Consider the following 22,555-nt stretch of genomic DNA (forward strand, 5'->3'; position numbering starts at 1 on the left):
CCGCGGCTACGGCGCGGGCTCGATGCGGAAGACGTCGGAGCGGAACACCTTGCCGTCGATGGCGTTGCCCGACCCGACGAAGAGCGCCCCGCGGTGCGCCCACACGCACGCCGCGTGTCGCTCGACGAAGCCGGGGACCTTCTGGTCGTACCAATTCTCGCCGTCGGCCGTGTACCAGAAATCGCCTAGATTTCCCGAGGGCTCGTACCCCGCGATGACCCAGAGGCGGCCGTCGAAGGCGACCACGTTGTGCGACTGACGAGGCGCGAACGGCGGGGCCTCGCGGGCCTTCGTCCACGCCGCGCCGTCGGCCGTGCTCCACGCGTCGGCGCGAAACTCCCGCGCGTTGCGGCCCGCGGGAGGGTCCTCGTAGCTCCCGCCACCGACGACCCAGAGGCGACCGGCGTGCACGGCGGTGTTGCCCACGAACGAACGGGGCTCCCACGAGGGCCCGACGGGCTCGACCCGCTGCCACGCGGCCCCGTCGCGCGACGACCACACGTCACCGAAGAGCGCGGCCGAGAAGTCCTCGCCCGGGCGGGGCACGACGAACTGCTCGATGCGTTGGCCCCCCATGACCCAGAGGCGCCCGCCGAAGTGCGCGCTCATGTGGAGGGCGCGCGCGCCGAACCCGGCCGCGTCGGTGACACGCGTCCAGCGCTTGCCGTCGCTCGACCTCCATACGTCGCGTTGGTAGCGGCCCTGGAGGGGATCGCCGCCCAGGATCCACATCGCGTCGTCCATCACCTCGTAGCCGGCGAGGTGCCGCCCTTCCCAGTCGGCGGTGGCGTCGAAGTCGGCCGTGAGGAACGTGTTCGGCTTCTCCTCGCGCCAGGCGACGCCGTCCGCGCTGCTCCACACATCGTTCGCCGTAGACCGTGGGAATCGTTCAGGATTCCATCCTCCGATGAGCCACATACGGTCCCTGTGGACGAGCGCGCCGGCCCCGTCGCGCGGGCCGAACGGGGCCTCGGCGAGCAAACGGGTCGCGCGGTACGCACGCCGTTGGGAGGCCACGAGCGCGACGTCCCGCGTCTCGCGGGAGACCTTGCCCACGGTGAGGCGCAGGCGTAGGCGCGGCTCTCCGTCGGCGGGCACCGTGTAGAGGTACCGCCCGGCCCGCGCCTGAACGAAGGCGACCTCCGCGTAGGTCGCGCCGCCGTCCCGGCTCACCGCGAAAGAGCCTGTCTCTTCGGGCGGGAACGGCGCGCCGTCCCACGCGATCGCGTGCACGCTCTCGCGCGCCCACACGACGCCGTCGGGCACGGGCGACACCTCGAACGGGACGGCGCTCTCGCTCGCCGTGAAGAAGTTCGAGCGGTAGCCGCACCCCGGCGCGAGGCCCGAGACGAGCGCGAAGACGACGGCCCCGACGGCGCGCGCCTGGAACGTCGATTTCCGAAGGCTGTGCCCCATCGCACCGACCAGGGTACCCGAGGGCGCCCAAATCGCCCGAACCATCGACGTTTCGGGCTTGAAGACCGGGCGGGCTCGACTACACCTCGGGCGGTCACTTCCCGGGCGGCATGCCCGCCGGCGCCGGGTGAGCGGAGGGCACGTGCAATACAATCTGTCGACAGAGGACTACATCCACGGGGGTCTCCAGAAGGACTTCTACGGCCAGGACGACGTCGAGGCGTGCAAGTGCCCGCTGTGCGACGACTTCGTCCCGTCGACGGTGGTGTACCGCGAGCGAGGGAACCTCGCCGTCGTGCGTTGCGACCGCTGCGACCTCTTCTACGTGAACCCCCGCGCCAAGGCGTCGTCCGAGAACTACCACGGGGATCCGGCGGTCTACTTCGAGGAGGCGCGCCTCATCTTCGCGGGCAAAAAAGCGCACCACCGCGACAAGAACTACGAGTGGGAGATCCGCGAGATCCAGAAGCTCAAGCCGAAGGGGCGCCTGCTCGACATCGCACGAACATGGGCTTTTTCCTGCGAAAGTGCGTCGAGGCCGGGTACGCGGCCGAGGGCGTCGAGCCTTCGCCGTCGCTCTCGAAGATCGCGCGTGAGCAGTTCGGGCTCACCATCACGAACAGCTATTTCGAGGCCGCGGGCTTCGCGAAGGGCTCGTTCGACGTCATCACGATGATCGACGTGTTCGAGCACGTCGCGAACCCGATCGAGCTGCTCGGTACGGCGCGCCAAGTCTTGGCCGACGACGGCGTGCTCGCGATCAAGGTCCCGAACGGGAACTACAACCTCTTGAAGCAGCGCATCGCGGAGCGCACGAAGCGCGAGGCCCAGTACGACATCTGGGACTCGTACGAGCACATCGTGCACTACACGCCCGAGACCATGGAAAAGATGGCCAAAAAGGGCGGGTTCCGCGTCGAGAAGCTCCTGCTCCCGATCCCCATCCACTCGCCCGTGTGGGCCAACATGGTGGGCCACTACTACCAGTACGCGTCGCCGTTCTGGATGGACTGGAAGCGCATCACGCTTCGGAACCTGTTCTACGCGGCCGGCAGGCTCGAGCAGGCGGCCCAGAGGTCGCCCCACTTCGCCCCCGACCTCATGTTCATGCTCAAAAAGGCCTGAAATAACGCCTCCCGAGGGCCCGCGAAGGCGCGGGTCCTCGAGGCCTTTCACACGAGAGGAGAGCCACGTATGCTGGCTCGAATGCGCGCGCGTGCACTCTGCCTCGGTTTCGCCTTCGCCCTCGCTCTGGTCGCGCCGCTCGGCTGCTCGGCCGCGCTCGAGGAGGACGACGTCGCGCTCGACGAAGAAGAGAACGCCGTGAAGGTCGACACTCGGAGCCCCGCCGCGCGCGCCCAGTACGACGCCAACGTCGCGTTCGCGAACAGCTACCGGCCTCGGTGCACGGGCGCCGCCACGCCGGGTCGAAAGCGCGTGCTCGTGACGGGCTACGGTCGCTTCCAGAGCATCACGAACAACGCGACGGGGCGCATGGTCGCCTCGCTCGTGCCGGGCATGGCTTACCCGGAGACTGTGCCCGCACCCTCGGGGCAGGTCGATCCGCCAGCGCCGCAGCTCTCGGTCGCGCTCGGGAAAATGCAGCTCCCGAACGCGGGCGAGGTCGACGTGTGCGCCATGGTGTTGCCCGTCTTTTGGGACCTCGCCGCCATCCTCGTGGCCAAAGAGGCCGAGGCGTTCGGGCCGGATCTCGTGCTCATGAACGGCGTCGCGGGCTCGCGGCAAGACGTGTGGATCGAGCTCGGCGCGGTCAACCGTGCCGTGGCCCTCGAGGACGGCTCCGAGAACCTCCGCCCCCTCCCCGACGATCCCTCGCGCCTCGCGCCGATCCTGACGTCGGGCCCCTCCGAGCGCGCGAACCTCATGTCGTGGCGCACCGTGCTCTCGGCCGCCCAGCAGGAGCGCGACGCGTTGGCGCGCGAGACCTCCGACGACACGTCCTTCGGCGACGTCGTGCGTGGTGCGAAGCTCGCGGGCTTCCCTCGAAGCTCGAACACGTACCTGTGCAACAACGTCACGTACGCCATGGGCCACTTGATGGACAACCCCGGGCTCACGGTGAGCCTCCTCCGCGCGAGCCCGCGCGTGGCCGGAAAGCCCAACGACGTGCGCGTCCGCATCACGCGTGACCTTCGCAATGTGCCGCGCGCGTTCATGCACTGGCCGAGCGAGCTCGCGCGGGTGCACACGGCGTCCGGAGCGCGGGTCATGCGGGCCGTGATCGACGCCCAGCTCTCGCGCACGACGACCGACGCCCCGACCCGAGGCGACAAACGCGACGCCGCGCCCGACCTCGCCGGCGGCCCGACGTTCTAGCGACCGCACGCACCACGGTCCCACCTGCCCGCCCCCTGCGTACGGTCGCTGGGGGCGTTTTTTCGTGCCGCGTGCCCGATGGGAGACGCGTCATTTCCTTTTTCTTTCATGTACCTACGTGCAAAAGCGCAAAGTGTCGTGTGTCACTTGACACTTTTCACTAACGCGGTACGTTGAAGGCATGCTGAACGATGCGCTCTCGCAGCTCGGCCGCGACGTTCGAACCGTCGTCTCGTCGTTCCTCGGTCAGAAGCCCTCGCCGCTCGTGACGCGGCGATCGCGGCGCGCGCCTCCGCTCGTGACGAGCCCTTCGCTCGGGCGCCCCATGCGCATCGCCGAGAAGATCCACGAGACGGCCGAGACCGTGTCCCTCGTGCTCGAGGCCGTCGGCGGTGAGCCGATCGACTTTCGCCCGGGGCAGTTCTTCACGCTCGTCGTGCCGGTCGGAGGCACGCTCCACAAGCGGGCCTACTCGGCCTCGTCGCGCCCCGGTGAGCTCGGTGGGCGCGTGCGTGTCACGGTGAAGCGCGTGGGCGGGGGCCTCGTGAGCGGGCGCCTCGTCTCGGACGAGACCCGCGTGGGCGACGTGCTCTCGGTGCTGGGTCCCTCGGGCAGCTTCGGGCCAAGCGCCGCGAGCGGCCCGCGCGCCCTCGTGCTCCTCGCCGGGGGCAGCGGCATCACGCCCATGATGTCCATCGCGCGCACCCTGCTCTCCCTCGAGCCCGAGACCACGATCCACCTCGTCTACGGCAACCGCTCCAAGGCCGACATCCCCTTCCTCGGCGAGCTCGGGGACCTCGCGCGTGAGCACGGCGGGCGCTTCTCGGTGCGGCACGTGCTCTCCGAGCCGGCGGAGGGCTTCGAGCACACGCGCGGTGCCCTCACGAGGGACGTGGTCGAGCGCGAGGTTCGGCCGCTCCTCACCCCGAGCTCCGAGGTGCTCGTGTGCGGTCCCGAGGGCATGATGTCCGAGGCGCGCGCGGCCCTCGACGGCCTCGGCGTGCCGCGCGACCGGGTGCACGAAGAGGCGTTCGTGTCGCCGCGCGAGGACACGAGATCCCCCACGGCTCCCGTGGCCGTCACGGTGACCCGAAACGGCGCAAAAAAGCACGCGGTGCAGATGGTGGGACAGACCTTGCTCGAGGCCGGGCTCGCGGCCACGATCGACATGCCCTTCTCGTGCGCCATGGGCGGCTGCGGGGCCTGCAAGGTGAAGCTCGTCGCCGGAGAGACGACCCACGAGGGCTCGGCCCTCACGCCCCTCGAGCGGGAGCGCGGCTACGTGCTCGCCTGCGTCGACCGCGCGCTCGGCCCGTGCGAGCTCGAGGTCGACCCGTGACACTCCGCGAGAGGCCGGAGCCGAAGCCCAAGGGCGAGCGCGCCGTCGAGGCCCCGCGCGCCGAGAAGAAGCGCGCGCCGAAGCCGCACGACGTCCCCCTCAAGATGAAAGACCTCGTCGCGCGCACGGGCGTGCCACGCCAGGTCATTCACTTCTACATCCAACAAGGGCTCCTGCCCGAGGGCAAGAAGACCGGCCGCAACATGGCCTTCTACGACCAGTCGCACGTGGAGCGCATCGAGCTCGTTCGCAAGCTCCAGCACGAGCGCTTCTTGCCACTCAAGGTCATCAAGGCCATGCTCGACCAAACGGACGAGTCGTTCAGCCCCGCGCAGAAGAGGCTGCTCTCCGAGGTGAAGGGGCACCTCTCGGGCGCGTCGGCCCTGCTCCCGGACGAGGCCACGGTCGACGCGGACGCCCTCGCCAAGGCCCGCGGCATCACCGAGGTCGATCTCGAAGAGCTCGCGAAGAGCGGCTTCATCGTGCTCAATCGCGCCCCGAGCGGAGAGCGCACGATCGCCTCGCGTGACGCGTGGATCATCGATCTTTGGGGCGAGTTCCGCGCCGCCGGGCTCACGAAGGAGCTCGGGTTCACTCCCCAGGATCTCGCCATCTTCGAGGACTTCGTGTCGCAGCTCTTCCGCGCCGAGGTCCGCATGCTCACCGACCGCGTCTCGCACCTCCCCCCACAAGTCCTCGCTACGATGGTCGAGCGCGCCATGCCGCTCGTGAACACGCTGATCACCCGGTGGCACATGGGCAAAGCCCACGCCATCTTCGCCACTCTCGGAGAGCCCACATGACGGTACTTCAGCGCATCGCCGACCTCCTCCCGCTCAAAGTTCGCAATCAGCTCGAGGCGTACGGAGACGCGATCGACGTGCTCACCGAGGTCAAGGACCCGCGGGTGGCGCGGTCGCTCGGCCCCTCGGGCGTGCGGGGGCTCCTGCTCCAGCGCGGCAAACAGGGAGTGCCCACGAAGATGGCCGCGCGCCACGAGGCCCACTTCGACTGGACGTATCCGGCGGACAACCAAGAAATGGCCGACCTCTACCAGCGGGCGAAGGCCGGCCAGTGGAACGGCGATATGCTGCCTTGGCACATCGACGTCGACCCGCTCGACCCGAACGTGCCTATCGTCCCCGAGGACTTCGTCGACCTCGACAAGCTCCGTGGATACGGCGTGAAGCTCGACGCCGTCGAGAAGCAGAGGGTGTTTCACAGCCTCGGCGCGTGGATGCTCTCTCAGTTCCTCCACGGCGAGCAGGGCGCGCTCTTCGCCGCGGCGCAGGTCACCGAGGCCGTGCAATTCTTCGACGGAAAGCTCTACGGCGCGACCCAGGTGATGGACGAGGGCCGGCACGTCGAGGTGTTCCACCGCTACCTCGACACCAAGCTCGACAAGCTCTACCAGGTGAACGATAACCTCTTCGTGATCATGCAGATCATGGTCGAGGGGCTCGCCCTCGGCGCGTTCGGTGTCTTGCACAAGCGCACCAAAGAGCCCCTCTTGAAAGAGCTCTTGAAGAACGTGATTCAAGACGAAGCGCGCCACGTGCACTACGGCGTCGTCGCCCTTCGTGAGCACTTCACCAAGGCGATCACCGAGAGCGAGCGCCGCGAGCGCGAGGACTGGGCCTTCGAGGTGTCGCTCCTCATGCGCAATCGCTTCATGGCCTTCGAGGTCTACGAAGAGTGGTTCGAGGGGCGGCTCACCCGCGATCAGTGGAAAGACCTCGTCTCGACCTCTCCCGGAATGAAGGACTTTCGCCGCATGATGTTCTCGCGCATCGTGCCCAATCTGCGTGAGATCGGCCTGCTCTCGCCGCGCATTCTCCCGCACTACGCCGACGCGGGCCTCTCGCAGTACATGAACGGCAAGGCCGCCGACGCGCTCACCGCCGCCGACCTGCTCGCCGAAGCCTGACACCGAACGCCCACGAACGACGAGGCCGCCCCGGCGACGAGGCGGCCTCGGTGTTTTCGAGCCCGAACGTGCCCGCTATTTGCCGAGCAGCGCGACGCGGAACGGGTGCAGCACGGCGGTCATCACGCCGTCGCGCACCGCAGGATCGGCCTGCATGATGGCGAACGCCGCCGACTCGCTCGGCGCGCGCAGGATGGCGAGGCCCATGGTGGAGGCGTCGTTCTGGAGGGTGCGGCCCGCGAGCACCAGCGTGCCCGCGGCGACGAGCCCCTCGAGGTACACGAAATGCTCGGCCAAAACGGCGCCTTCACGCGCGTCGGGGCCCTCGGTGAGCATGGCCGGGCGCGTCACCGTGAGGACGTAGAGCCACTCCGGCAGGGGCGCTCCGTTCATGTGCGGGCGACCACGCGGCCGACGAAGAACGGCCCCATATGGGCGATGAACTCGCTCGTCTGGCGCGTCTTGCGCATGGCCTGGACGAGGTGCGAGAGCGGGTGCAGATCGTGGCCCACGAGCCCGATGACGAACTCGTTGTCGGCCGCGTCGATGCCGTGGCACGCGAGGCGGATGTCGTGGGCGAGCTCGCTCTGCCCGTAGGCCATGCCGAGCGCCGCGTGCTCCCTCATGATGTGGCTCTGCTCGATACCCTCGAGCTTCGCGAAGGTGCCCTTGCGGCGCAGCGGGTACCACACGTGCCAGCCGTAGTCGGCGTGCTGGACGTTCTTGATCGAGCGCTCGAGCAGCACGAACTCGAGGTCGGGCTCGTGGCCGGTGGAGTACGTGCGACCGAGCATGGCCCAGCCCGGGCGGTGCTCGACCTTCGAGAGCTCGGGGCCGTAGAAGAGCGGCCGCACGTTCGCGACGAAATGCGCCGGATCCTCGTTCCACGTGAGGAGGCCGAGCCCACGCGGGGCGTTGGCGTCGGCGTACACGACCGCGGGCACGCCGGCCTTCTTGGCGGCCGCGACGAGCTCCGTCTGGGCGGCCTCGACGCTCGCCCCGGCGGGGACGTCGAACACGAGGAGCTGCATGAAGAGGCGGCGGTTCAACGCCTGACGGACGCCGTCTTTTTTGCCGCCGTACTCGTTCATGTCGACCTCGGGGAGGCCGGGCTTCTTTTCTTCGGTCGTGGGGTGCTCGCTCATGGTGCCGAAGGTGTACCAAAAAAAGCCGCGCGCGCGGGCGCGGTGGGCACACGAAAAGCACGCGCAGAGGGCCGCGCCGGGCGCAGTCGTTGCGCGCACAACCCTTCGAATCTGCTCACGAATCGGCGAAACGAGGGAGGCTCAGACCAGGAGCTCGAGCGCGCCCCGCAGAAAGTCGCGGGCCACCACCACGTCGTGCACGGCGTCGGGCCCGTCCGCGATGCGGGCGGCGCGGGCGTACCGGTAGAAGAGGGCGAAGGGCGCGTCGTCCGAGTAGCCGAGCCCGCCGTGGAGCTGGATGGCGTCGTCGAGCACCTGGCAGAGGGCGTTCGCGACGTGGTTCTTCGCCATCGACGAGTAGGGCCGGGCCTCTTTGTCGCGCCCTTTCTCGAGGAGCGTCGCGCAGTGCCAGGTCATGAGGTTGCCCTGGTGGATGCGCGTGGCGTTGTCGGCGAAGGTCTTCTGCACGAGCTGGTGGTGCACGAGCTCCTTGCCGAAGCTCCGCCGCGTCATTGCCTGCATCTTGCACATATGCAGCACACGATCGGCGAGGCCGAGCCACCGCATGCAGTGCGTGAGGCGCGCGGGGACGAGCCTCGCCTGCGCGAGGGAGAAGCCGTCGCCCACCTCACCGAGCACGGCGCTCTTCGGCACACGCACGCCGTGGAGCTTCACCTCGCCCTCGCGGTGCGACAAGAGCGGCGGCGCGAGCACCGGGATGTCGCGGACGTACTCCACGCCCGGGGCGTGCCGATCGACGACGAACATGGTGGCGCCGCGCCTCGGATCGTCGCTCGTGCGGGCCATCACGATGAAGAACGCCGCGTCGTGCGCGCCCGTCGAGTACCACTTGTGCGCGTCGATGACGAAGCCGTCCCCCTCCTCGACGGCCGTGCTCCGGAGGTTCGACGGGTCGGCCCCCGCGCCCGGGGCGGGCTCGGTCATCAAGAAGGCGCTCGTGGTCTCGCCCCGCGCGAGCGGCCCGAAGTAGCGCTCGCGGATCTCCGGGCTCGCGACCCGCAGCAAGAGGTCCATGTTGCCCTGGTCGGGCGCGTCGCAGTTGAACACGTACGCGCCGAGGAGCGAGCGCCCCATCTCGCGGAAGAGCGCGCACATGCCGAGCACGCCGAGGCCGAGGCCGCCGTGCTCACGCGGAAGGTGCGGCACGAAGAGCCCTTGGGCGCGCGCCTCGTCGCGGAGGGCGTGGAGGCCCATTTTTTCGCCGCGGAGGGCCTCGTCGAGGAGGGTCTTCTCGTTCGGCAGGATGCGCTCGTCGACGAACGCGCGCACGCGGGAGCGGAGGGTCGAGAGCTCGGGAGAGAGATCGAAATCCATGGGGCCTCTTTCAGGTGGGCTCTTGGCTCGTGTCGAAGCGGGGCGAGGCCACGCGGAGCTTCGCGACGAGCGATTTTCGAAGGTGCGGGCGCATGCGATCGAGGGCGTCCCGCGAGGTCTTTGGGTCGTCGATGATCGAGACGAGGCGCTCCTCGAGGGCGAGCACCTTGGCCTTCTTCTCGCGGAGCGACGTGGGCAAGGGCGACGTGTCCAGGGTGAGCTCACGGAGGCGCGCGAGCTCCTCGTCGACGTCGGACTCTTCGTCCGCCGACTCCATGGCGCACGTGAACGCGAGGTACGCGCCGACGAGCACGCGGAACGACGCGCGCGCGTCGCCCTTCACGAGCGGCCTCACCTCACGGTCGAGGAACTTGGCGAGGCCGAATAGGATCGCCTCGCGGTCGGGGGCATCTTGCATGTTACACCGATCCCTTCTCGACGAGCCGTAGGGCCTCGTACTCCATCTCGGCGGCGCGCCGGCCGATGGCGAGCAGCTCGAGGTCCTCTTCGCCGTGGCGTGTGTACCGCTCCGACTGGCACGCGGCCCCGAGGGCCCACGACACGTTGCCCAAGATCTCCCAGTAGTGGACCTTGGCGAGGTCCACGGTCCGCCCGCTCGCCTCGGCGTACGCGGCGTAGAACGGCTCCCGCGCGGCGAATCCCCCGATCGGGAGGCCGAGCTGACCGAAACGCCAGTCGCGCACGCTCACCCAGGTGAGGTCCTCGTAGGGCGAGCCGAAGTGGGAAAATTCCCAGTCGAGGATGGCGGTGAGGCCGTCGGGGGCGACCATGAAATTGCCGGTGCGAAAGTCCCCGTGGACGAGCACGTCGCCGTCGTCGTCCGGGGGCTCGTTCTCGGAGAGCCAGCGCACGAGCCACGCGAGCGTCGGCCGCTTCCGCGCGAGGCCGTCCATGAACGAGCGCATCGCCGCGAGCCTTCGCTTCGCCGGAGAGACACGCGGGCCGGGCGAAGACGCCGCGCCCCCGAAGAGGTGTGGCGCGGACGCGGGCGTCACCGCGTGGATGCGCGCGAGCTCCTTGGCGAGCACGAGGTGCAGGGTCTCGCGGGCCTTGGCGAGCTCGGGCGCCTTCACGATCTTGCGCCCGATCGCGTCGCCCTCCACGAAGGGGACGAGGTACGCCGAGGTGCGAGGCCCGAAGAGCTCGGGGAGCAAGTCGAGCGGGCGCGGCGTGCGAACCCCCGCGTCGGCCGCGGCGCGCATGACCGCGTGCTCCGCGGCCCTGTCGATCGAGCCCGGGAGCGACGAGCGCGCGTCGCTCCTCAGGACCCACGACGTCGTCTCTCCCGAGGGCATCGTGCACGCGACGAGGTAGTTCTCTTGGCAGGCGCCGCCCGCGAGGCGCGTGACACGGGTGACGTCGCCGCCGACGACCTCTCGCACACGACCCTGGGCCTCTTCGGTGAGCGCAGTCATGCCCGTAGGGTACGGAAAAGCTGGCCGGCCGGAGCCCCGAAAGAGACGCCCCCGTTTCACCGCGGTTTTGGGCCAAAACGCCCCTATTTTCGTCAGTTCCTATGGATGGGCGCCGGGAATGGAGCAAGATGGGGAGTGATGGACAAGCCGGAGTACAATCCGAACGCGACGATCCAGCTCGACCGTCCCTCGCTCTTGAACACGGTGGTGCTCGACGACGACGACGACGCTGCGGCGCTCGTCGAATCGAGCCGTCCGGGGCCCCCTCCCCTGCCGCCCGGCGAGGCGCTGAAGAGCTCCGCCCCCGCGGCTCCCGCGCCCATGGCCGTCGCTCCGTCGGTCGCCCCTGCCCCCGCGAAGAGCCGCACCGGCCTCGCGATCGCCGCCATCGCCGTCGCCGCCGTCGTGGGTGTGCTCGCGGCGGTCACGCTCCTTGGCGGGAAAAAGAAGCCCGCCGAGGCCTCCCCCGCGGCGCCGCAAGCCGCCACGGTCGCCGCGCCCGCCACGTCCGGTGCGCCCGCGGGCTCGGCATCGGCCGCCCCGGTCATCATGCCGGTCGTCGAGATGAACGACCCGAAGTGAGCGCGCTCAGCGGCCCGAGGGGCCACGCGCTCGTCCCCTAGCCGAAAGGCTGGGAAGCCTGGTTCGGGCGCGCGGACCGTGGGTGCGGGCCCGCCCTCGACGAACGCCCGAGGAGAGTGGGCGCCGCACCGCGTAAAGGCCACGAAGACGGCCGAAAACCCGGTATGGTGCGCGCATGGACGAGAGCGCGTTCCAGGCCTTCCGCCCGGTCCCCAAGACGGGCGTCATCTACGTCACGAGCGAGGCCACGAAGCGTGGGTTTTCGCCCCAGAGCACCGACTGGTGCAACCTCGGCCAAGGCCAACCCGAGACGGGCGAGCTGCCCGGCGCACCGAAGCGCATCGAGTCGGTGACCATCCACATGGACGACCAGGAGTACGCCCCGGTCGCCGGCCTGTGGGAGCTCCGCGAGGCCATCGCGAACCTCTACAACACGCTCTACCGCAAGGGCATGGGCTCCAAGTACACGGCCGAGAACGTGTGCATCTCGGGCGGTGGGCGCGCGGCCCTCACGCGCGCCGCGGCGAGCCTCGGGCAGGTGAACCTCGGGCACTTCTTGCCCGACTACACCGCCTACGAAGAGCTGCTCGACATCTTCCACCTCTTCACGGCCATCCCGATCATGCTCGAGGGCGAGCGCGGGTACAGCTTCACGGCCGAGGATCTCCGGCGCGAGGTGCTCGGGCGCGGCCTCTCGGCGGTGCTGCTCTCGAACCCCTGCAACCCCACGGGCAAGCTCGTCGGAGGCGAGGAGCTCGACAAGTGGGTCGGCGTCGCGCGGGACCTCGACTGCACCCTCCTGCTCGACGAGTTCTACTCGCACTACATCTACCGCGGGCGGCCCGGGCAGCTCCCCATCGAGAGCGCGGCGCGCTACGTGCGCGACGTCGACAAGGATCCGGTCGTCATCTTCGACGGCTTCACCAAGAACTGGCGCTATCCCGGCTGGCGCATCACGTGGGCCATCGGCCCGAAGAGCGTCATGGAAGGCTTCGCGAGCGCGGGCTCGTTCCTCGACGGCGGAGGCTCGAAGCCCCTCCAGCGCGCAGCCGTGCCCCTCCTCGCCGAGGAGTACGTCGTCAAAGAGACGATGGCGATCCAAGAGACCTTCCGAAAGAAGCGCGACTACCTGCTCTCGAGCCTCGAGCGCATCGGCGTACGCATCGACCGCGCCCCCGACGGCACGTTCTACGTGTGGGGCAACGTCTCGGGCCTGCCGGCCTCGATCTCCGAGGGCATGAGCTTCTTCCGCGCCGCCCTCGAAGAGAAGGTCATCACGGTGCCGGGCGAGTTCTTCGACATCAACCCGGGCAAGCGCCGCTCGGGCCGCGCCTCACGCTTCCGCGACTACGTCCGCTTCTCGTTCGGGCCCTCCATGGAGACCCTCGAGCGCGCCATGGGCCGCATCGAAGCGCTCGTCGCCCGCTCGACGTGACCCACACGACACGCCCAAGGCACGCCCGAGCTCGCTGAGCGTAGTCAGCCGCCGAGCTGCTTCTTGCAGAGCGCCACGCACATCTTGTCGTTCTGCGTGGTGCAGATCTGGAGGAGCAGCTTGGTCTCTTCGGGGGCGGCCTTGCCGTCGATCACGCGGGGCTCGAGGATGGCGCGCGCCTCTTTGAGCTTCTTCTTGAGGTGGAGATCACGCGCCTTGGAGAACGGGGTCTCTTGAGGGTGCTCGTTCGAGATGGCCGGGCCCGGGGCCACGCCGCCGTCGAACGTGATCTTTCGCCCGAGCTTGTGCGCGCACTCTTGGACACACGGCGCGTCGCCTTGCGCCTTGCAGATCTCGAGCAGGAGCTCGGCCTCGTCTTTCGTTCCGGCGGGGGAGAGCGCCTGCTTCTCGACGAGGAGGCGCGCGACCCAGTTCTGGCCGCGCGCGTGGTACTCCTTGGCCTGCTCGTAGGGCGACTTGTCGTCGGGGGCGCCCGCGTCGCTGAACGCAGTCACCGGGACGGCCTTGACCATCACCTTGGGCGCGGCGTCGGGGCCCGTCTGCGCGCTCTCGATGGGCACCTTGGACGGATCGGCGTCGCCGTCTTTCGACGAGCACATGGGGGGCAGCGCGAGGAGGCCGACAGTGGCGAGGACGTACGATTTCACGGTTTTTTGATCCACAGCTCGACGTTGCGATCGTCTTTCTTGCCGACGCCCCCGGGCGTCCAACCGGCCTCGAGATCGACGACCCCGCGCCTCCGCCCTTCGGCCGCGACCGCGTCGCCCTCGGCGGCGTAGTCGACCGCGGTGCCGCGGAGCATGAGGTAGCCGTTGTCCTGGTCGAAGATCTCGACGACCCGGAACTGGTGAGGGAAGTCGGCGATGGCCGCGGTCATGACCTCCCAATAGCCTCGGCCGCCCGGGGTCTTGATCTCGCGCACTTTGTGCTCGTGCGAGTGCCCCACCATGCTGAACACTACGTTGGGGTAACCGCCGAGGAACGTGGCCCAATCTTCGGGGAGCACCGGGTCGGGCGCGTCGGTCCCGAAGGTGCCGCCGTTCTTCGTGAGGCTCGTCTGCGCGTGGTGCGACGCGAGCACGACGAGCTTCTGCTCGGCCTTGGCCTTGTCGAGCGCGGGCTTGATGACACGGTCGATCTCGCTCCGGCGAAGGAGACCATCGGCCCCGCCCGAGTCGGCCGCGGTGTCGATCACGAGGAACCGGAGGGGCGTCCCGTCGACGTCGAACGTGTACGTCGCCCGCCCCGACTCGCGCTCCGCGGGGCCGAGGCCGTGGCCGTCGCCGTGGCTCGCGACCTTGCTCATGAGGGCCTTGCGATCGAGGAGCGCGCGCCGCTCGTCGGCCACCACGTCCTCGCGGCTCACCGCGCCGAGGAGCCCATTTTCGTAGTGCCTCGTGCCGCCGTTCGGCGTGACCCCGAGGGCCTCGCGGCGCTTCACGTCGCCCACGCCGAGGTTGCCCTGGACGAGCACGTCGTGGTTGCCCGTGACCCATTTCCACGGCATCGCGAGCCCGTCGGCCTTGAAGGGATCTTTGCCGTCGTTGTTCGGGCCGGCGACCGGGTCGTCGTCGGCGCCCGAGTCGCACTCGATGCGGTCGGCGCCCGAGAGCACGCCGAGCACCCAGTCGACCTCGTTCGTCTGCGCGCTGTCGGCGTTGTCGCCCCCGAGCAGCGTGAACGCGATGGGATCGGCCTTGTGCAGCACGTTCACGGTGCGCACGGCGGCGTTGGCCATGCGGCACAGATAGCCGTCTTGAGGGCGGAGCGCGGCGTCGGTGAGCTCGGGGGCGTCGAAGTTGCCGAGCCTCGTGGGGGACTCGTCGTCGAGGATTTGCAGGTCGGGCATGTGCACGAACCGCACGAGGCGCTTCGGGTTCGGGCCCGGCGTCGGCACCATCTCCCCGCCGAGCGTGCGCATGACGTACGGCTCTCCCGCGCCCTCGACGAGCTCGCCGAAGCCCTCCGAGAGGTAGGCCGCGTACGCGTCCGGATGCGACGGGTTCTTTCCCGAGACGGCCTTCTGGGGCGCGCGTTTCGGTGAGTACGTTCGGTCGAACGTGGTCTTCACGGGGCCGAGCGGGGCGAGCGGGACCACCTCGGTCGGCTGCGGACCTCCCCCTCCTTCGGGATCGGCGACCGACGAGCACGCCACGACGAGAGCACCCAAAGACGACACGATCGCGCGTTTCACCGAGGACCTGACCCTTCCGAACGTAAGCTCTTCGAGCCAATTCTACACGTCTTCGGAGGCGACGCGAGCGGCTGCGACGTCAGCGGTAGACCGCGTACCCTTGCGCCCGATACACCGCCCGCCCGAAGAGCTCGCGGAGCATCTCGGTCGAGCGCGCGAGGTACTCGGCGCGAGGCAGGTAGGTCGCCGGGAACGCCGAGGGTGTGTAGGAGCGAAAGTCGACCGCGTACGGCTCGGGGTCGGCGCCGACCGCGCGAAAGCACCCGAGCGCGCGCACCATGTGGGTGGCCGACGTGACGAGCAAGAGCGTCTTGTACCCACGGGCCTCGGCGAGCTTCATCGAGAGCACGGCGTTCTCGCGTGTATTGAGGGACTTGTCCTCGAGCACGATGCGCTCGCGCGCGATGCCCCAGTCGGCGAGCTGATCGGCCAGGACGACGGCCTCGACGGTGCCGGGGCGCGCGGTGGGGGAGCTGCCCGACACGATGACGTCGCGGGCGACGCCGCGGCGCAAGAGATCGTAGGTGGCGAGCAGGCGCTCGACGTTGCCGTTGTAGGCGCGCTGGCCGCTCGAGAACATGGCGCGATCCTCGAGCACGCCGCCGAGCAAGATCACGGCGTCGTAGTGTTTGTCGCCCGTGTCTCCGCGCACCGTGTCGCCCTCGCACGCGCGGGTGAGCGCGTTCGCCGTCGGGTCGAGCGAGAACACGAGCACGACGACGAGCCCCGCGAAGGCCGCGGCGCGCCGACGTGGACCGAGCGGCCGCTTGGCCCGACGAAACGGGAGCGCGAGCGCCATGAGGCCGATGCCCCACGAGTACGGGCTGAGGAGGACGTCGAGGATCTTGGACAGGAGGAAGAACATGGGGCGATCGCGCCGCGACTTTGGCACCCTTTCGCGCCCAAGGCGATCCCACTCGGCGGCCGCGTCGGCTACCCTCGGTCCATGCAGCACGAGCGCCCCGTCGTCGTCCGAACCCTGCCCGAAAAAAAGCTCGAGAACGCCGTCACGTGCGGCCCGCACACGCTCGTGGCCGACGAGCCCGTCGCGCTCGGGGGCGAAGATCACGGTCCCATGCCGTTCGAGCTCGTCGCGGCCGCCCTCGGCGCCTGCACCAACATGACCCTCCGGCTCTACGCCGACCGCAAGGGCTACTCTCTCACCGGCGTGAACGTCGAGCTCACACAAACCGTCTCGGGCACCGACCGCCTCATGGAGCGGGTCATCACGCTCACAGGCGAGCTCGACGAGGACGCCCGCCAGCGCCTCCTCGAGATCGCCAACAAGTGCCCCGTGCACCGCGCCCTCGAGGGCTCCAAGATCAAGGTCTCGACGCGCCTCGCCGACTGACCACGCTCATCGAGGGGAGCGCCCGGCGCGCTTCTTGGGCGCCTTCTTCTTGGGCGCCTCGGCCGGGCCGAGCCCTCGCACGAGCAGCGTGAGCAGATCGCGGAGCGACGCGATGGCGCCCTCGGTCGACGAGAACCCCTGGAGCCACGCCGACAGAACGCTGAAGTAGAGCGCGAAGGCGGCCTGGGCGGCGAGCAGCGAGCCTACGTCCTCGCGCACGTCGCCGCGTGTCTTCGCCTGCTCGACGAGCCCCGCGAGCACGCCGAGGAAACGCATGGTCACCTCGAGCGCGTAGCCCGAGTGCATGGCGTCGAGCGCCGGCGCCATCGTCACCGAGAGGAAGGCCTCCGACACCTTGCGGTTTTGCCCGTAAAACACGAGGAGCCGCGAGAAGAGCCGCAGCCACTCGTCGACGAGGGCGCCCTTGCCGACCTCTTGGGTCCCCTCCTCGACGATGCGCTCGAGCTCCGTGTACACGACCGAGCGCAGGAGATCGGCCTTGTCGGTCGCGTGCACGAACACGGTGCCCGTGGCGACGCCCGCGCGCTCCGCGATCGACTTGGTGGTGGTCGCCTCGTATCCCACGTCCGAGAAGAGCTCCCACGCGGCCTTGCGCACCCGGTCTCGGGTCTCGTCCTTTCCCTTCTTCCGGCTCATCGGCGCCGACGGTACCCGAGCGGCGGGCGTTCGCGAACGTCAGGCGTGCACAAAATTATGACTACAGTCATTGACTATAGTCATTATTGCCCTAGGCTCTGGTCAGGAGGACGCCATGACCACGACGATGCGCGACGCGCTCGCGACCTACTTTCGGGACAACGGCTTCGGGGACGACGGCGGCTACGGGGACGCGTGGGTCGACTTCGAGCTCGGCCCGATCCCGATGCCCTTCCCCAACACGTCCGGCAGGAAGTGGGCGGTGAGGTTCCACGATCTGCACCACATCCTCACGGGGTACCGGACGAACACCGTCGGCGAGCTCGAGATCTCGGCCTGGGAGATCGGGGCCGGGTGCCCGAACGCGAAGACGGCGTTCGTCATCAACCTGTCGGGGCTCGCCTCGGGCATGTTCTTCGCCCATTCGCGCACGTTCGCGGCCTTCCGGCGCGGGCTCCGTTCGCGCACGCTCTACGCCGAAGACTACGAGCGGACCCTCGGGGAGGACGTCGAGGCCGTACGCGCACGGCACGTGGGGGAGCCTTCGAGCGCGGCCACCTTGGGCGAGCGCGCCCGCTTCGTGGCCCTCGGGCTCGCGGGCACGATCATCGGGCTCACCTTCTTCGCGCTGTGTCTGCCGCTCTTGCCCTTGGGGCTCGTGAACGTCTTCCGCAAGCGCGCCCGGATGGCCCGTGAGGCGAACGGGACTGCCTGACGTCCGCTGAGCGTGGTCAGTCGGAGGCGGCGGCGTCGGCCGGGCCGCCGTCGGAGGGCGAGGCGTCGCTCGCGCCGGCATCGGGCGCGCACGTGCCCTTGGGCCGGCCCCCCGTGACCCACGCGCGGAACGCGTCGACCTCGGCCTCGGTGGGGCGTGGGCGCGGCGGGGGCGGCATGAACCCGCGCTCGGCGGTGATGCGCCCGAGGGCCACCTCGGCGAGGGTCCTCGTGCCGCCGGCCGGGTAAGGCGCCGTGAGGTCTTCGTGGGTGACGAGCCTCGGGAGCGCGAGCTGCCCGTCGTGGCAGGCGTGGCAACGCGACGAGAGCAGCGCGTCGATCTCGCACGGCAGCTCGCGGGGCCCTGCGGGCGGCAAAGGAGGGCGTGACGTGTCACGCGCGGCGTCGCTCGGCGTCGAGGCGTCCGCGAGAGCGACATCGGGATCGGAGCTGCACGCCGCGGCGGAGACCGTCACGCTCGCCACGAGCGCGGCGACGAGGAGCGGAGCACGGAGCGCACGTCGGACCATGGGGGCAGTCGGAGGGATCAACGCCCCTACGATGCCGCTCGCGGCCTCCGCATGCAAAAGGTTGGCGCCGACCCCGCGATTTTCACGGGCGCGCCCACGGTGGAGAAGCCGAAGCGCTCGTACAGCGCCACGTTCGACGGCCGCGTCGTCTCGAGGTGCGTGTCGACCGCGAGCGCATCGGCGCGGGCGAGGACGGCCTCGAGGAGCCCCTTGCCTACCCCGCGGCCGCGCGCCGCCTCGTCGACCGCGAAGAGCTCGACCACCATCGCGCCCCTCGGGCGACGGGCGAGCACCGACGCGTACACGGCGCCCGCGGCGAGCGTGCGCAGGGGATGCGAGAGCACCGCGGAGGCGACGGCCGAGAGCGACCGCGGCGCCCCCGAGGCCGGGAGCTGCGGATCGTGGAACGCGATCACGCCGAGCACGTCGTCGCCGCTCGTCGCGACGCGGACCGTCGCGCCCGACATCGCGAACGAGAGGAGCCCTCGCGCGAGCTCGGCCCGAAGCGACGCTCGCGGCTCGAGCCACACGTAGAAGGGGTCGTCGTCGAACGCGCGAACGAGGAGCGCGAGCGCCGCGTCGAGCTCCTGCATGTCGGGCTCGCGTTCGATGAGCGTAGTCATCGCCTCCTCGCGCGAGGCGCGCCGACCGTTCACGGATCCTGGTACGGAACGGGCAGCTCGAAGCTCACGCCCCAGTTGTAGAGCGGGAGACCGCCCGTGACGCTCGTCGCCGGGTCGGAGTCTCGGAGGTTGCCGCGCACGCCCTGCGTAGGCCCGGGGCAGCCCGGGCGCGGCGGGGTGAGGCCCGCCTGGGCGTAGTAGTTCGCGTACTCGAGGCGCTGGTTCGCGCCGGTGGGCGTGGCCGCCAAGGTGATGGTCACCGTGTCGGGCGCGGTCACTTGGACGCTCGAGATCGCCTGCGCCGTGCCGCTCGCGACCTTGCCCGCCGTACCTCCGACGAGGTAACGGAAGCCGAAATTCCCTGGGTTCGAGACGTTGGCCGTGTCGAGCACGAGCGGCGGGACGGGCACGTGGAACTTGACGGTGACCACGTTGCCCGCGCGCGTGACCTGCGTCGGGCTCGTGGGCTGCCACTTCTGCCCCTCGAACACCCACTTGGAGTACGCCTTCGCGATGTACTCGCCGAGCCGCCGCTGGCCGAAGCCGTTGAAGTGGAGGCAGTCGTTGAAAAGGAGCATGTACCCGGGCGCGACGAGCACCACCTTCGGGTAGGCCTTGTGCGCCTGAAACTGCTGGATCGGGATCGGGCTCGACGTGGGCGGCACGTAGTCGGGATCGGACGTCGCGACGTTGGTGTTCGTCCAGCCCTGCATCTGGATGACGAAGAGGGGCACGCTCTCGGCCTGGCCGGTTTTGGCCTTGATGTCGGTCTCGTAGTCGGTCTGGAGCTCGTTCAGCGCCTCGCCGTAGTTCGCGAGGTTCCCGCCGCCGGCGCGCTTCGGCCAGGGCCAGAGATCGCCGTAGTTGTAGTGGTCGTCCTCGCCGTGCATGAACGTGACGCCGCGGACCACGTAGCTTCGGCCGGCCGCCGCCGCGAGCGCCATGCCCGAGTCGACCTGGCGCATGCCGTCGGAGTACGAGGGGTTGCCCTCGATCTGCCAGCCGCACCCGCCCTTACGGAGGCACGCGTAGTTGAACCCGCTGCGGCCGTGTTGGCTCACGAGCACGTCGTGTTTGGTGAACCCCGTCCCGGGGAAATACGTGCCGATCGCGAGATCGGAGATGCGGTTCGCCATGGCGCTCGAGATCGTCTCGACGCCGTACCCGAGGAACGGATCTCCCTCGCGGATGGGCATGAAGGACGCCGGCGTCCGCACGGTGCTCGCGTTGCATCCGCCGCCCGAGCACCCCTGCGACACGAAGACGCCCGTGTCGAACGTGAGGTTCGTGTGCGTGGGGTGGGGAGCCGTGAACTGGAACTGCGGCGCGCCCTGGTTGAGATCGTTGCGCGTGCCTCCGTTCGCCGTGGAGTTGCTCTGGCCCGAGCAGAGGATGTGGTTGATCGAGTAGTCGACGTAGCCGGGCAGCGGATCGTCGTCGTTCGTGAGCGCGACCTGCGCGGTGAGGGCCGCGAAGGGCGTGTCGACGCTCGTGGTGGGTCCGAGCCGAACGGTGTACGCGATGGCCCCGTCGCGGAGGGCGTCGGGTTGACCGGTCACGGTCACCGTCTGCGGTGTGCTCCAGTCGTTCGTGGTGAAGGTGAGCTGCGCCGGCGACACGGCGCCCTCGGTCGTGTCGGACGAGACGATGGGCACCACCACGTTGGCCGTGGGGCGCGCCGCCAGGGTCACGTCGAAGGTGACCGCGCCGCCGCGCTCGTTCGTCTTGGTGCCCGAAGGGGGCGACAGGACGAGGGCCGCGGTGTCGTCGTCGGTCGTGGTGACCATGGGCGACGCGGGCGATTTGCCCTGGTAGCTCGCGTCGGAGCTCGTCGCCGCGCCGAGCGTGACGGGGTACGTCACGTTGCCGTCGTCGTAGGCGTCGTCCACGCCGGTCACGGTCACGGTCTGCGGCGTGGCCCAGTTCGCGGTCGTGAACACGAGCTGGGTCACGTCGGTCGTGCCCTCGGTGAGGTCGGAGCTCACGACCGGGATCGTCACGTCGGCCGTGGGTTGCGTGCGGAGGCGCACCGTGAACGTCGCGGTGCCGCCGGCCTCGGTGGCCATGCCGGACACGTTGCCCACGAAGAACCCGGGGGTGTCGTCATCCTCGTTTTTGAGGGAGATCGGCGACGCGGAGACGCCGTCGTATCCGGCGCCCGAAGCGGGCCCGACGCTCACGGTGTACGCCTGATCCCCGTCGGCGACGGAGTCGTCGAGGCCCGTCACGGTGACGGTCTTCGGGACGTTCCACGTGGCCTTGTCGAAGGAGAGCTCGGTCGTGTCGAGCTTGGCCTCGGTGGGCCGCGACACCGCGAGCGGGACCTTAACCGTTCCGGTGGGCTCGGTCGCGAGGGCCACGGTGAACGTGACGGTGCCGCCGGCCTCGTTCGTCGCGGGCCCCGAGGGCGCGGACACCACGAGCTTCGCGACCGGAGGCGCGACGGAGTCGGGGACGTTGGCGTCCGCAGGAGGCCGTCCGCCATCGTTCGTGGGAACGATCACCCCGCCGTCGCCAGCGTCGCTGCCCGCGTCGATTTCTTCGGCGGGCCCCGGGTCGATCGACATGCCACACGCCGAGACCAGGAAGACCAAGAAGAGCGCGCGCGACGGTTTCATCGGACCTCATCGTGGGCCGTTCTCGGCCAAAATGCACGCGAGTTTCGCGTTATCCGAGCGTCAAGCGCACCTCCCCCGACACCTCGCCGCGCACGTCGTAGCTGCGCTCGACGAGCTCGACGCAAGACCTGCGCACCCGGACGACGGTCGAGGCGCGCGTGCCGTACCCGGCGCCCGCGAGCGCGTGGATGAAGACCGACGAGAGCGCCCTCTCGACCTCGAGCCCGACGCCGGTCGAAGGGAGCGAGTCGTCCTCGGCGATCGTGCGGTCGGCCAGGATGGCGAAGGCGTCGTCGAGCGAGCGGGGGCCTGCGAGCCACGCGGCGAGGTCACGTTTGCCACGCTCGACCTTGGGCCACGGCGTGTCGAGGCGCGCGTTCGAGAGCCCGAAGATGCCCGGCTCGAGCGCGCGCACGTGGCCCTCGTCGTTCGTGTACACGAGCGACGCGCCGTCGAAGTAGAGCGCGTTGTGGGCCGGGTACTCGCCCACGGGGACCGCGCGCGCGTGCTCCTCCGCCGAGACCTGGGCCGTGACCCCGCGCACGACGAGCTCCCCGCGTGAGCGCCCATCCTTCTGGGCGCCGGGCGCGCGCACGTTGGTGACACACGCGAGCCTCCGAGACCGCGAGACGAGCAGCCATCCCCCACCCTTCTCGAGGTCACGACCGCCATGGACGTCGTCGTGATCGGGCCACGAGGCCGCGGCGGCCGCGGGGCGCGCGAAGGTCTCGTCGCGGTTCGCGAGCACGACGAGCGGACAGTCCGGATCGAGACCGTACGCGACGAGCACGATGCACATGACGCGCATGGTGCCACGCCGCGCTCCTCGGCGCGCGCTCTGGTAGTCTTCGAGGCGACGATGCGCCGCACCGAACGCACGACGCCCCGCCTCTCG

Annotated in this window: 23 protein-coding genes; 9 read left to right on the forward strand and 14 right to left on the reverse strand. The window is 69.6% G+C overall.

The genetic code is table 11. The features are described from left to right. Nucleotides 1-6: 6 nt before the first annotated feature. Entirely contained in the window at nucleotides 7-1,416 is a 1,410-nt protein-coding gene (locus tag IPK71_34275) for a hypothetical protein (GenBank protein MBK8218824.1), read from the reverse strand. A 507-nt stretch (nucleotides 1,417-1,923) separates the two neighbouring features. On the opposite strand from IPK71_34275, the gene IPK71_34280 reads away from it, so the two are divergent. The 5 genes from IPK71_34280 (at nucleotide 1,924) to IPK71_34300 (ending at nucleotide 7,019) form a co-directional block, all read left to right on the forward strand. Next, a complete protein-coding gene (locus IPK71_34280) occupies nucleotides 1,924-2,541 on the forward strand; it encodes a class I SAM-dependent methyltransferase (protein ID MBK8218825.1) in 618 nt (205 codons plus the stop codon). Nucleotides 2,542-2,622: 81 nt separating this feature from the next. After that, nucleotides 2,623-3,753 carry a hypothetical protein gene (locus IPK71_34285; GenBank protein MBK8218826.1) on the forward strand — a complete coding sequence of 377 codons (1,131 nt, stop codon included), beginning with the start codon at nucleotides 2,623-2,625 and terminating at the stop codon, nucleotides 3,751-3,753. 181 nt (nucleotides 3,754-3,934) lie between these two features. Then, the gene (locus tag IPK71_34290; GenBank protein MBK8218827.1) at nucleotides 3,935-5,092 is read left to right on the forward strand and encodes a ferredoxin--NADP reductase; all 1,158 of its coding nucleotides are present in this window, start codon (nucleotides 3,935-3,937) and stop codon (nucleotides 5,090-5,092) included. Next, nucleotides 5,089-5,895: a MerR family transcriptional regulator gene (locus IPK71_34295; GenBank protein ID MBK8218828.1), complete on the forward strand. Its 807-nt coding sequence runs from the start codon at nucleotides 5,089-5,091 to the stop codon at nucleotides 5,893-5,895. Before IPK71_34290 ends, IPK71_34295 begins: the two co-directional genes overlap by 4 nt. Beyond that, nucleotides 5,892-7,019 carry a ferritin-like domain-containing protein gene (locus IPK71_34300; protein MBK8218829.1) on the forward strand — a complete coding sequence of 376 codons (1,128 nt, stop codon included), beginning with the start codon at nucleotides 5,892-5,894 and terminating at the stop codon, nucleotides 7,017-7,019. The genes IPK71_34295 and IPK71_34300 overlap by 4 nt, the downstream gene beginning before the upstream one ends. A gap of 75 nt (nucleotides 7,020-7,094) precedes the next feature. On the opposite strand, the gene IPK71_34305 is transcribed toward IPK71_34300, so the two are convergent. The 5 genes from IPK71_34305 to IPK71_34325 form a co-directional block, all read right to left on the reverse strand. Continuing rightward, complete coding sequence (locus IPK71_34305) at nucleotides 7,095-7,397, reverse strand: hypothetical protein (protein MBK8218830.1); 303 nt, start codon at nucleotides 7,395-7,397, stop codon at nucleotides 7,095-7,097. A gap of 11 nt (nucleotides 7,398-7,408) precedes the next feature. Next, on the reverse strand, nucleotides 7,409-8,164 hold the full coding sequence (locus IPK71_34310) for a chlorite dismutase family protein (protein ID MBK8218831.1): 756 nt from the start codon (nucleotides 8,162-8,164) through the stop codon (nucleotides 7,409-7,411). 141 nt (nucleotides 8,165-8,305) lie between these two features. Continuing rightward, complete coding sequence (locus IPK71_34315; protein MBK8218832.1) at nucleotides 8,306-9,499, reverse strand: acyl-CoA dehydrogenase family protein; 1,194 nt, start codon at nucleotides 9,497-9,499, stop codon at nucleotides 8,306-8,308. A 10-nt stretch (nucleotides 9,500-9,509) separates the two neighbouring features. Next, nucleotides 9,510-9,917, reverse strand: coding sequence for a hypothetical protein (locus tag IPK71_34320; protein MBK8218833.1), 408 nt, complete (start codon nucleotides 9,915-9,917; stop codon nucleotides 9,510-9,512). Nucleotide 9,918: 1 nt separating this feature from the next. Continuing rightward, entirely contained in the window at nucleotides 9,919-10,935 is a 1,017-nt protein-coding gene (locus IPK71_34325) for a phosphotransferase family protein (GenBank protein MBK8218834.1), read from the reverse strand. A 138-nt stretch (nucleotides 10,936-11,073) separates the two neighbouring features. Here IPK71_34325 and IPK71_34330 point away from each other — a divergent pair, with 138 nt between their 5' ends. After that, nucleotides 11,074-11,517 carry a hypothetical protein gene (locus IPK71_34330; protein ID MBK8218835.1) on the forward strand — a complete coding sequence of 148 codons (444 nt, stop codon included), beginning with the start codon at nucleotides 11,074-11,076 and terminating at the stop codon, nucleotides 11,515-11,517. Nucleotides 11,518-11,692: 175 nt separating this feature from the next. Further along, the gene (locus tag IPK71_34335) at nucleotides 11,693-12,952 is read left to right on the forward strand and encodes a pyridoxal phosphate-dependent aminotransferase (protein MBK8218836.1); all 1,260 of its coding nucleotides are present in this window, start codon (nucleotides 11,693-11,695) and stop codon (nucleotides 12,950-12,952) included. Between the two features lie 44 nt (nucleotides 12,953-12,996). On the opposite strand, the gene IPK71_34340 is transcribed toward IPK71_34335, so the two are convergent. From IPK71_34340 to IPK71_34350, 3 genes are all read right to left on the reverse strand, one after another. Next, a complete protein-coding gene (locus tag IPK71_34340) occupies nucleotides 12,997-13,620 on the reverse strand; it encodes a hypothetical protein (protein MBK8218837.1) in 624 nt (207 codons plus the stop codon). Further along, nucleotides 13,617-15,167 (reverse strand): hypothetical protein, encoded by a 1,551-nt coding sequence (locus IPK71_34345; GenBank protein ID MBK8218838.1) that lies wholly within the window; start codon nucleotides 15,165-15,167, stop codon nucleotides 13,617-13,619. The genes IPK71_34340 and IPK71_34345 overlap by 4 nt, the downstream gene beginning before the upstream one ends. Nucleotides 15,168-15,246: 79 nt before the next feature. Beyond that, nucleotides 15,247-16,032, reverse strand: coding sequence for a YdcF family protein (locus tag IPK71_34350; GenBank protein ID MBK8218839.1), 786 nt, complete (start codon nucleotides 16,030-16,032; stop codon nucleotides 15,247-15,249). Between the two features lie 81 nt (nucleotides 16,033-16,113). Here IPK71_34350 and IPK71_34355 point away from each other — a divergent pair, with 81 nt between their 5' ends. After that, on the forward strand, nucleotides 16,114-16,518 hold the full coding sequence (locus IPK71_34355; protein MBK8218840.1) for an OsmC family protein: 405 nt from the start codon (nucleotides 16,114-16,116) through the stop codon (nucleotides 16,516-16,518). A 6-nt stretch (nucleotides 16,519-16,524) separates the two neighbouring features. Here the strand turns inward: IPK71_34355 and IPK71_34360 are convergent, their stop codons facing one another. Beyond that, complete coding sequence (locus tag IPK71_34360) at nucleotides 16,525-17,175, reverse strand: TetR/AcrR family transcriptional regulator (GenBank protein MBK8218841.1); 651 nt, start codon at nucleotides 17,173-17,175, stop codon at nucleotides 16,525-16,527. Nucleotides 17,176-17,290: 115 nt separating this feature from the next. Between IPK71_34360 and IPK71_34365 the strand changes: the two genes are divergently transcribed. After that, nucleotides 17,291-17,890 (forward strand): hypothetical protein, encoded by a 600-nt coding sequence (locus IPK71_34365; protein ID MBK8218842.1) that lies wholly within the window; start codon nucleotides 17,291-17,293, stop codon nucleotides 17,888-17,890. A gap of 16 nt (nucleotides 17,891-17,906) precedes the next feature. Here the strand turns inward: IPK71_34365 and IPK71_34370 are convergent, their stop codons facing one another. Genes IPK71_34370 through IPK71_34385 form a run of 4 tightly spaced genes read right to left on the reverse strand, consistent with a single transcriptional unit; the run spans nucleotide 17,907 to nucleotide 22,468 of the window. Further along, nucleotides 17,907-18,419, reverse strand: a complete 513-nt coding sequence (locus IPK71_34370; GenBank protein ID MBK8218843.1) for a hypothetical protein — start codon at nucleotides 18,417-18,419, stop codon at nucleotides 17,907-17,909. 26 nt (nucleotides 18,420-18,445) lie between these two features. Then, complete coding sequence (locus IPK71_34375) at nucleotides 18,446-19,042, reverse strand: GNAT family N-acetyltransferase (protein MBK8218844.1); 597 nt, start codon at nucleotides 19,040-19,042, stop codon at nucleotides 18,446-18,448. A gap of 29 nt (nucleotides 19,043-19,071) precedes the next feature. Further along, nucleotides 19,072-21,660, reverse strand: a complete 2,589-nt coding sequence (locus IPK71_34380) for a hypothetical protein (GenBank protein ID MBK8218845.1) — start codon at nucleotides 21,658-21,660, stop codon at nucleotides 19,072-19,074. A 49-nt stretch (nucleotides 21,661-21,709) separates the two neighbouring features. Continuing rightward, entirely contained in the window at nucleotides 21,710-22,468 is a 759-nt protein-coding gene (locus tag IPK71_34385) for an NRDE family protein (GenBank protein ID MBK8218846.1), read from the reverse strand. Nucleotides 22,469-22,555 lie beyond the last annotated feature (87 nt).

The sequence above is a fragment of the Myxococcales bacterium genome, assembly GCA_016712525.1.
Taxonomy (GTDB): domain Bacteria; phylum Myxococcota_A; class Polyangia; order Polyangiales; family Polyangiaceae; genus JAAFHV01.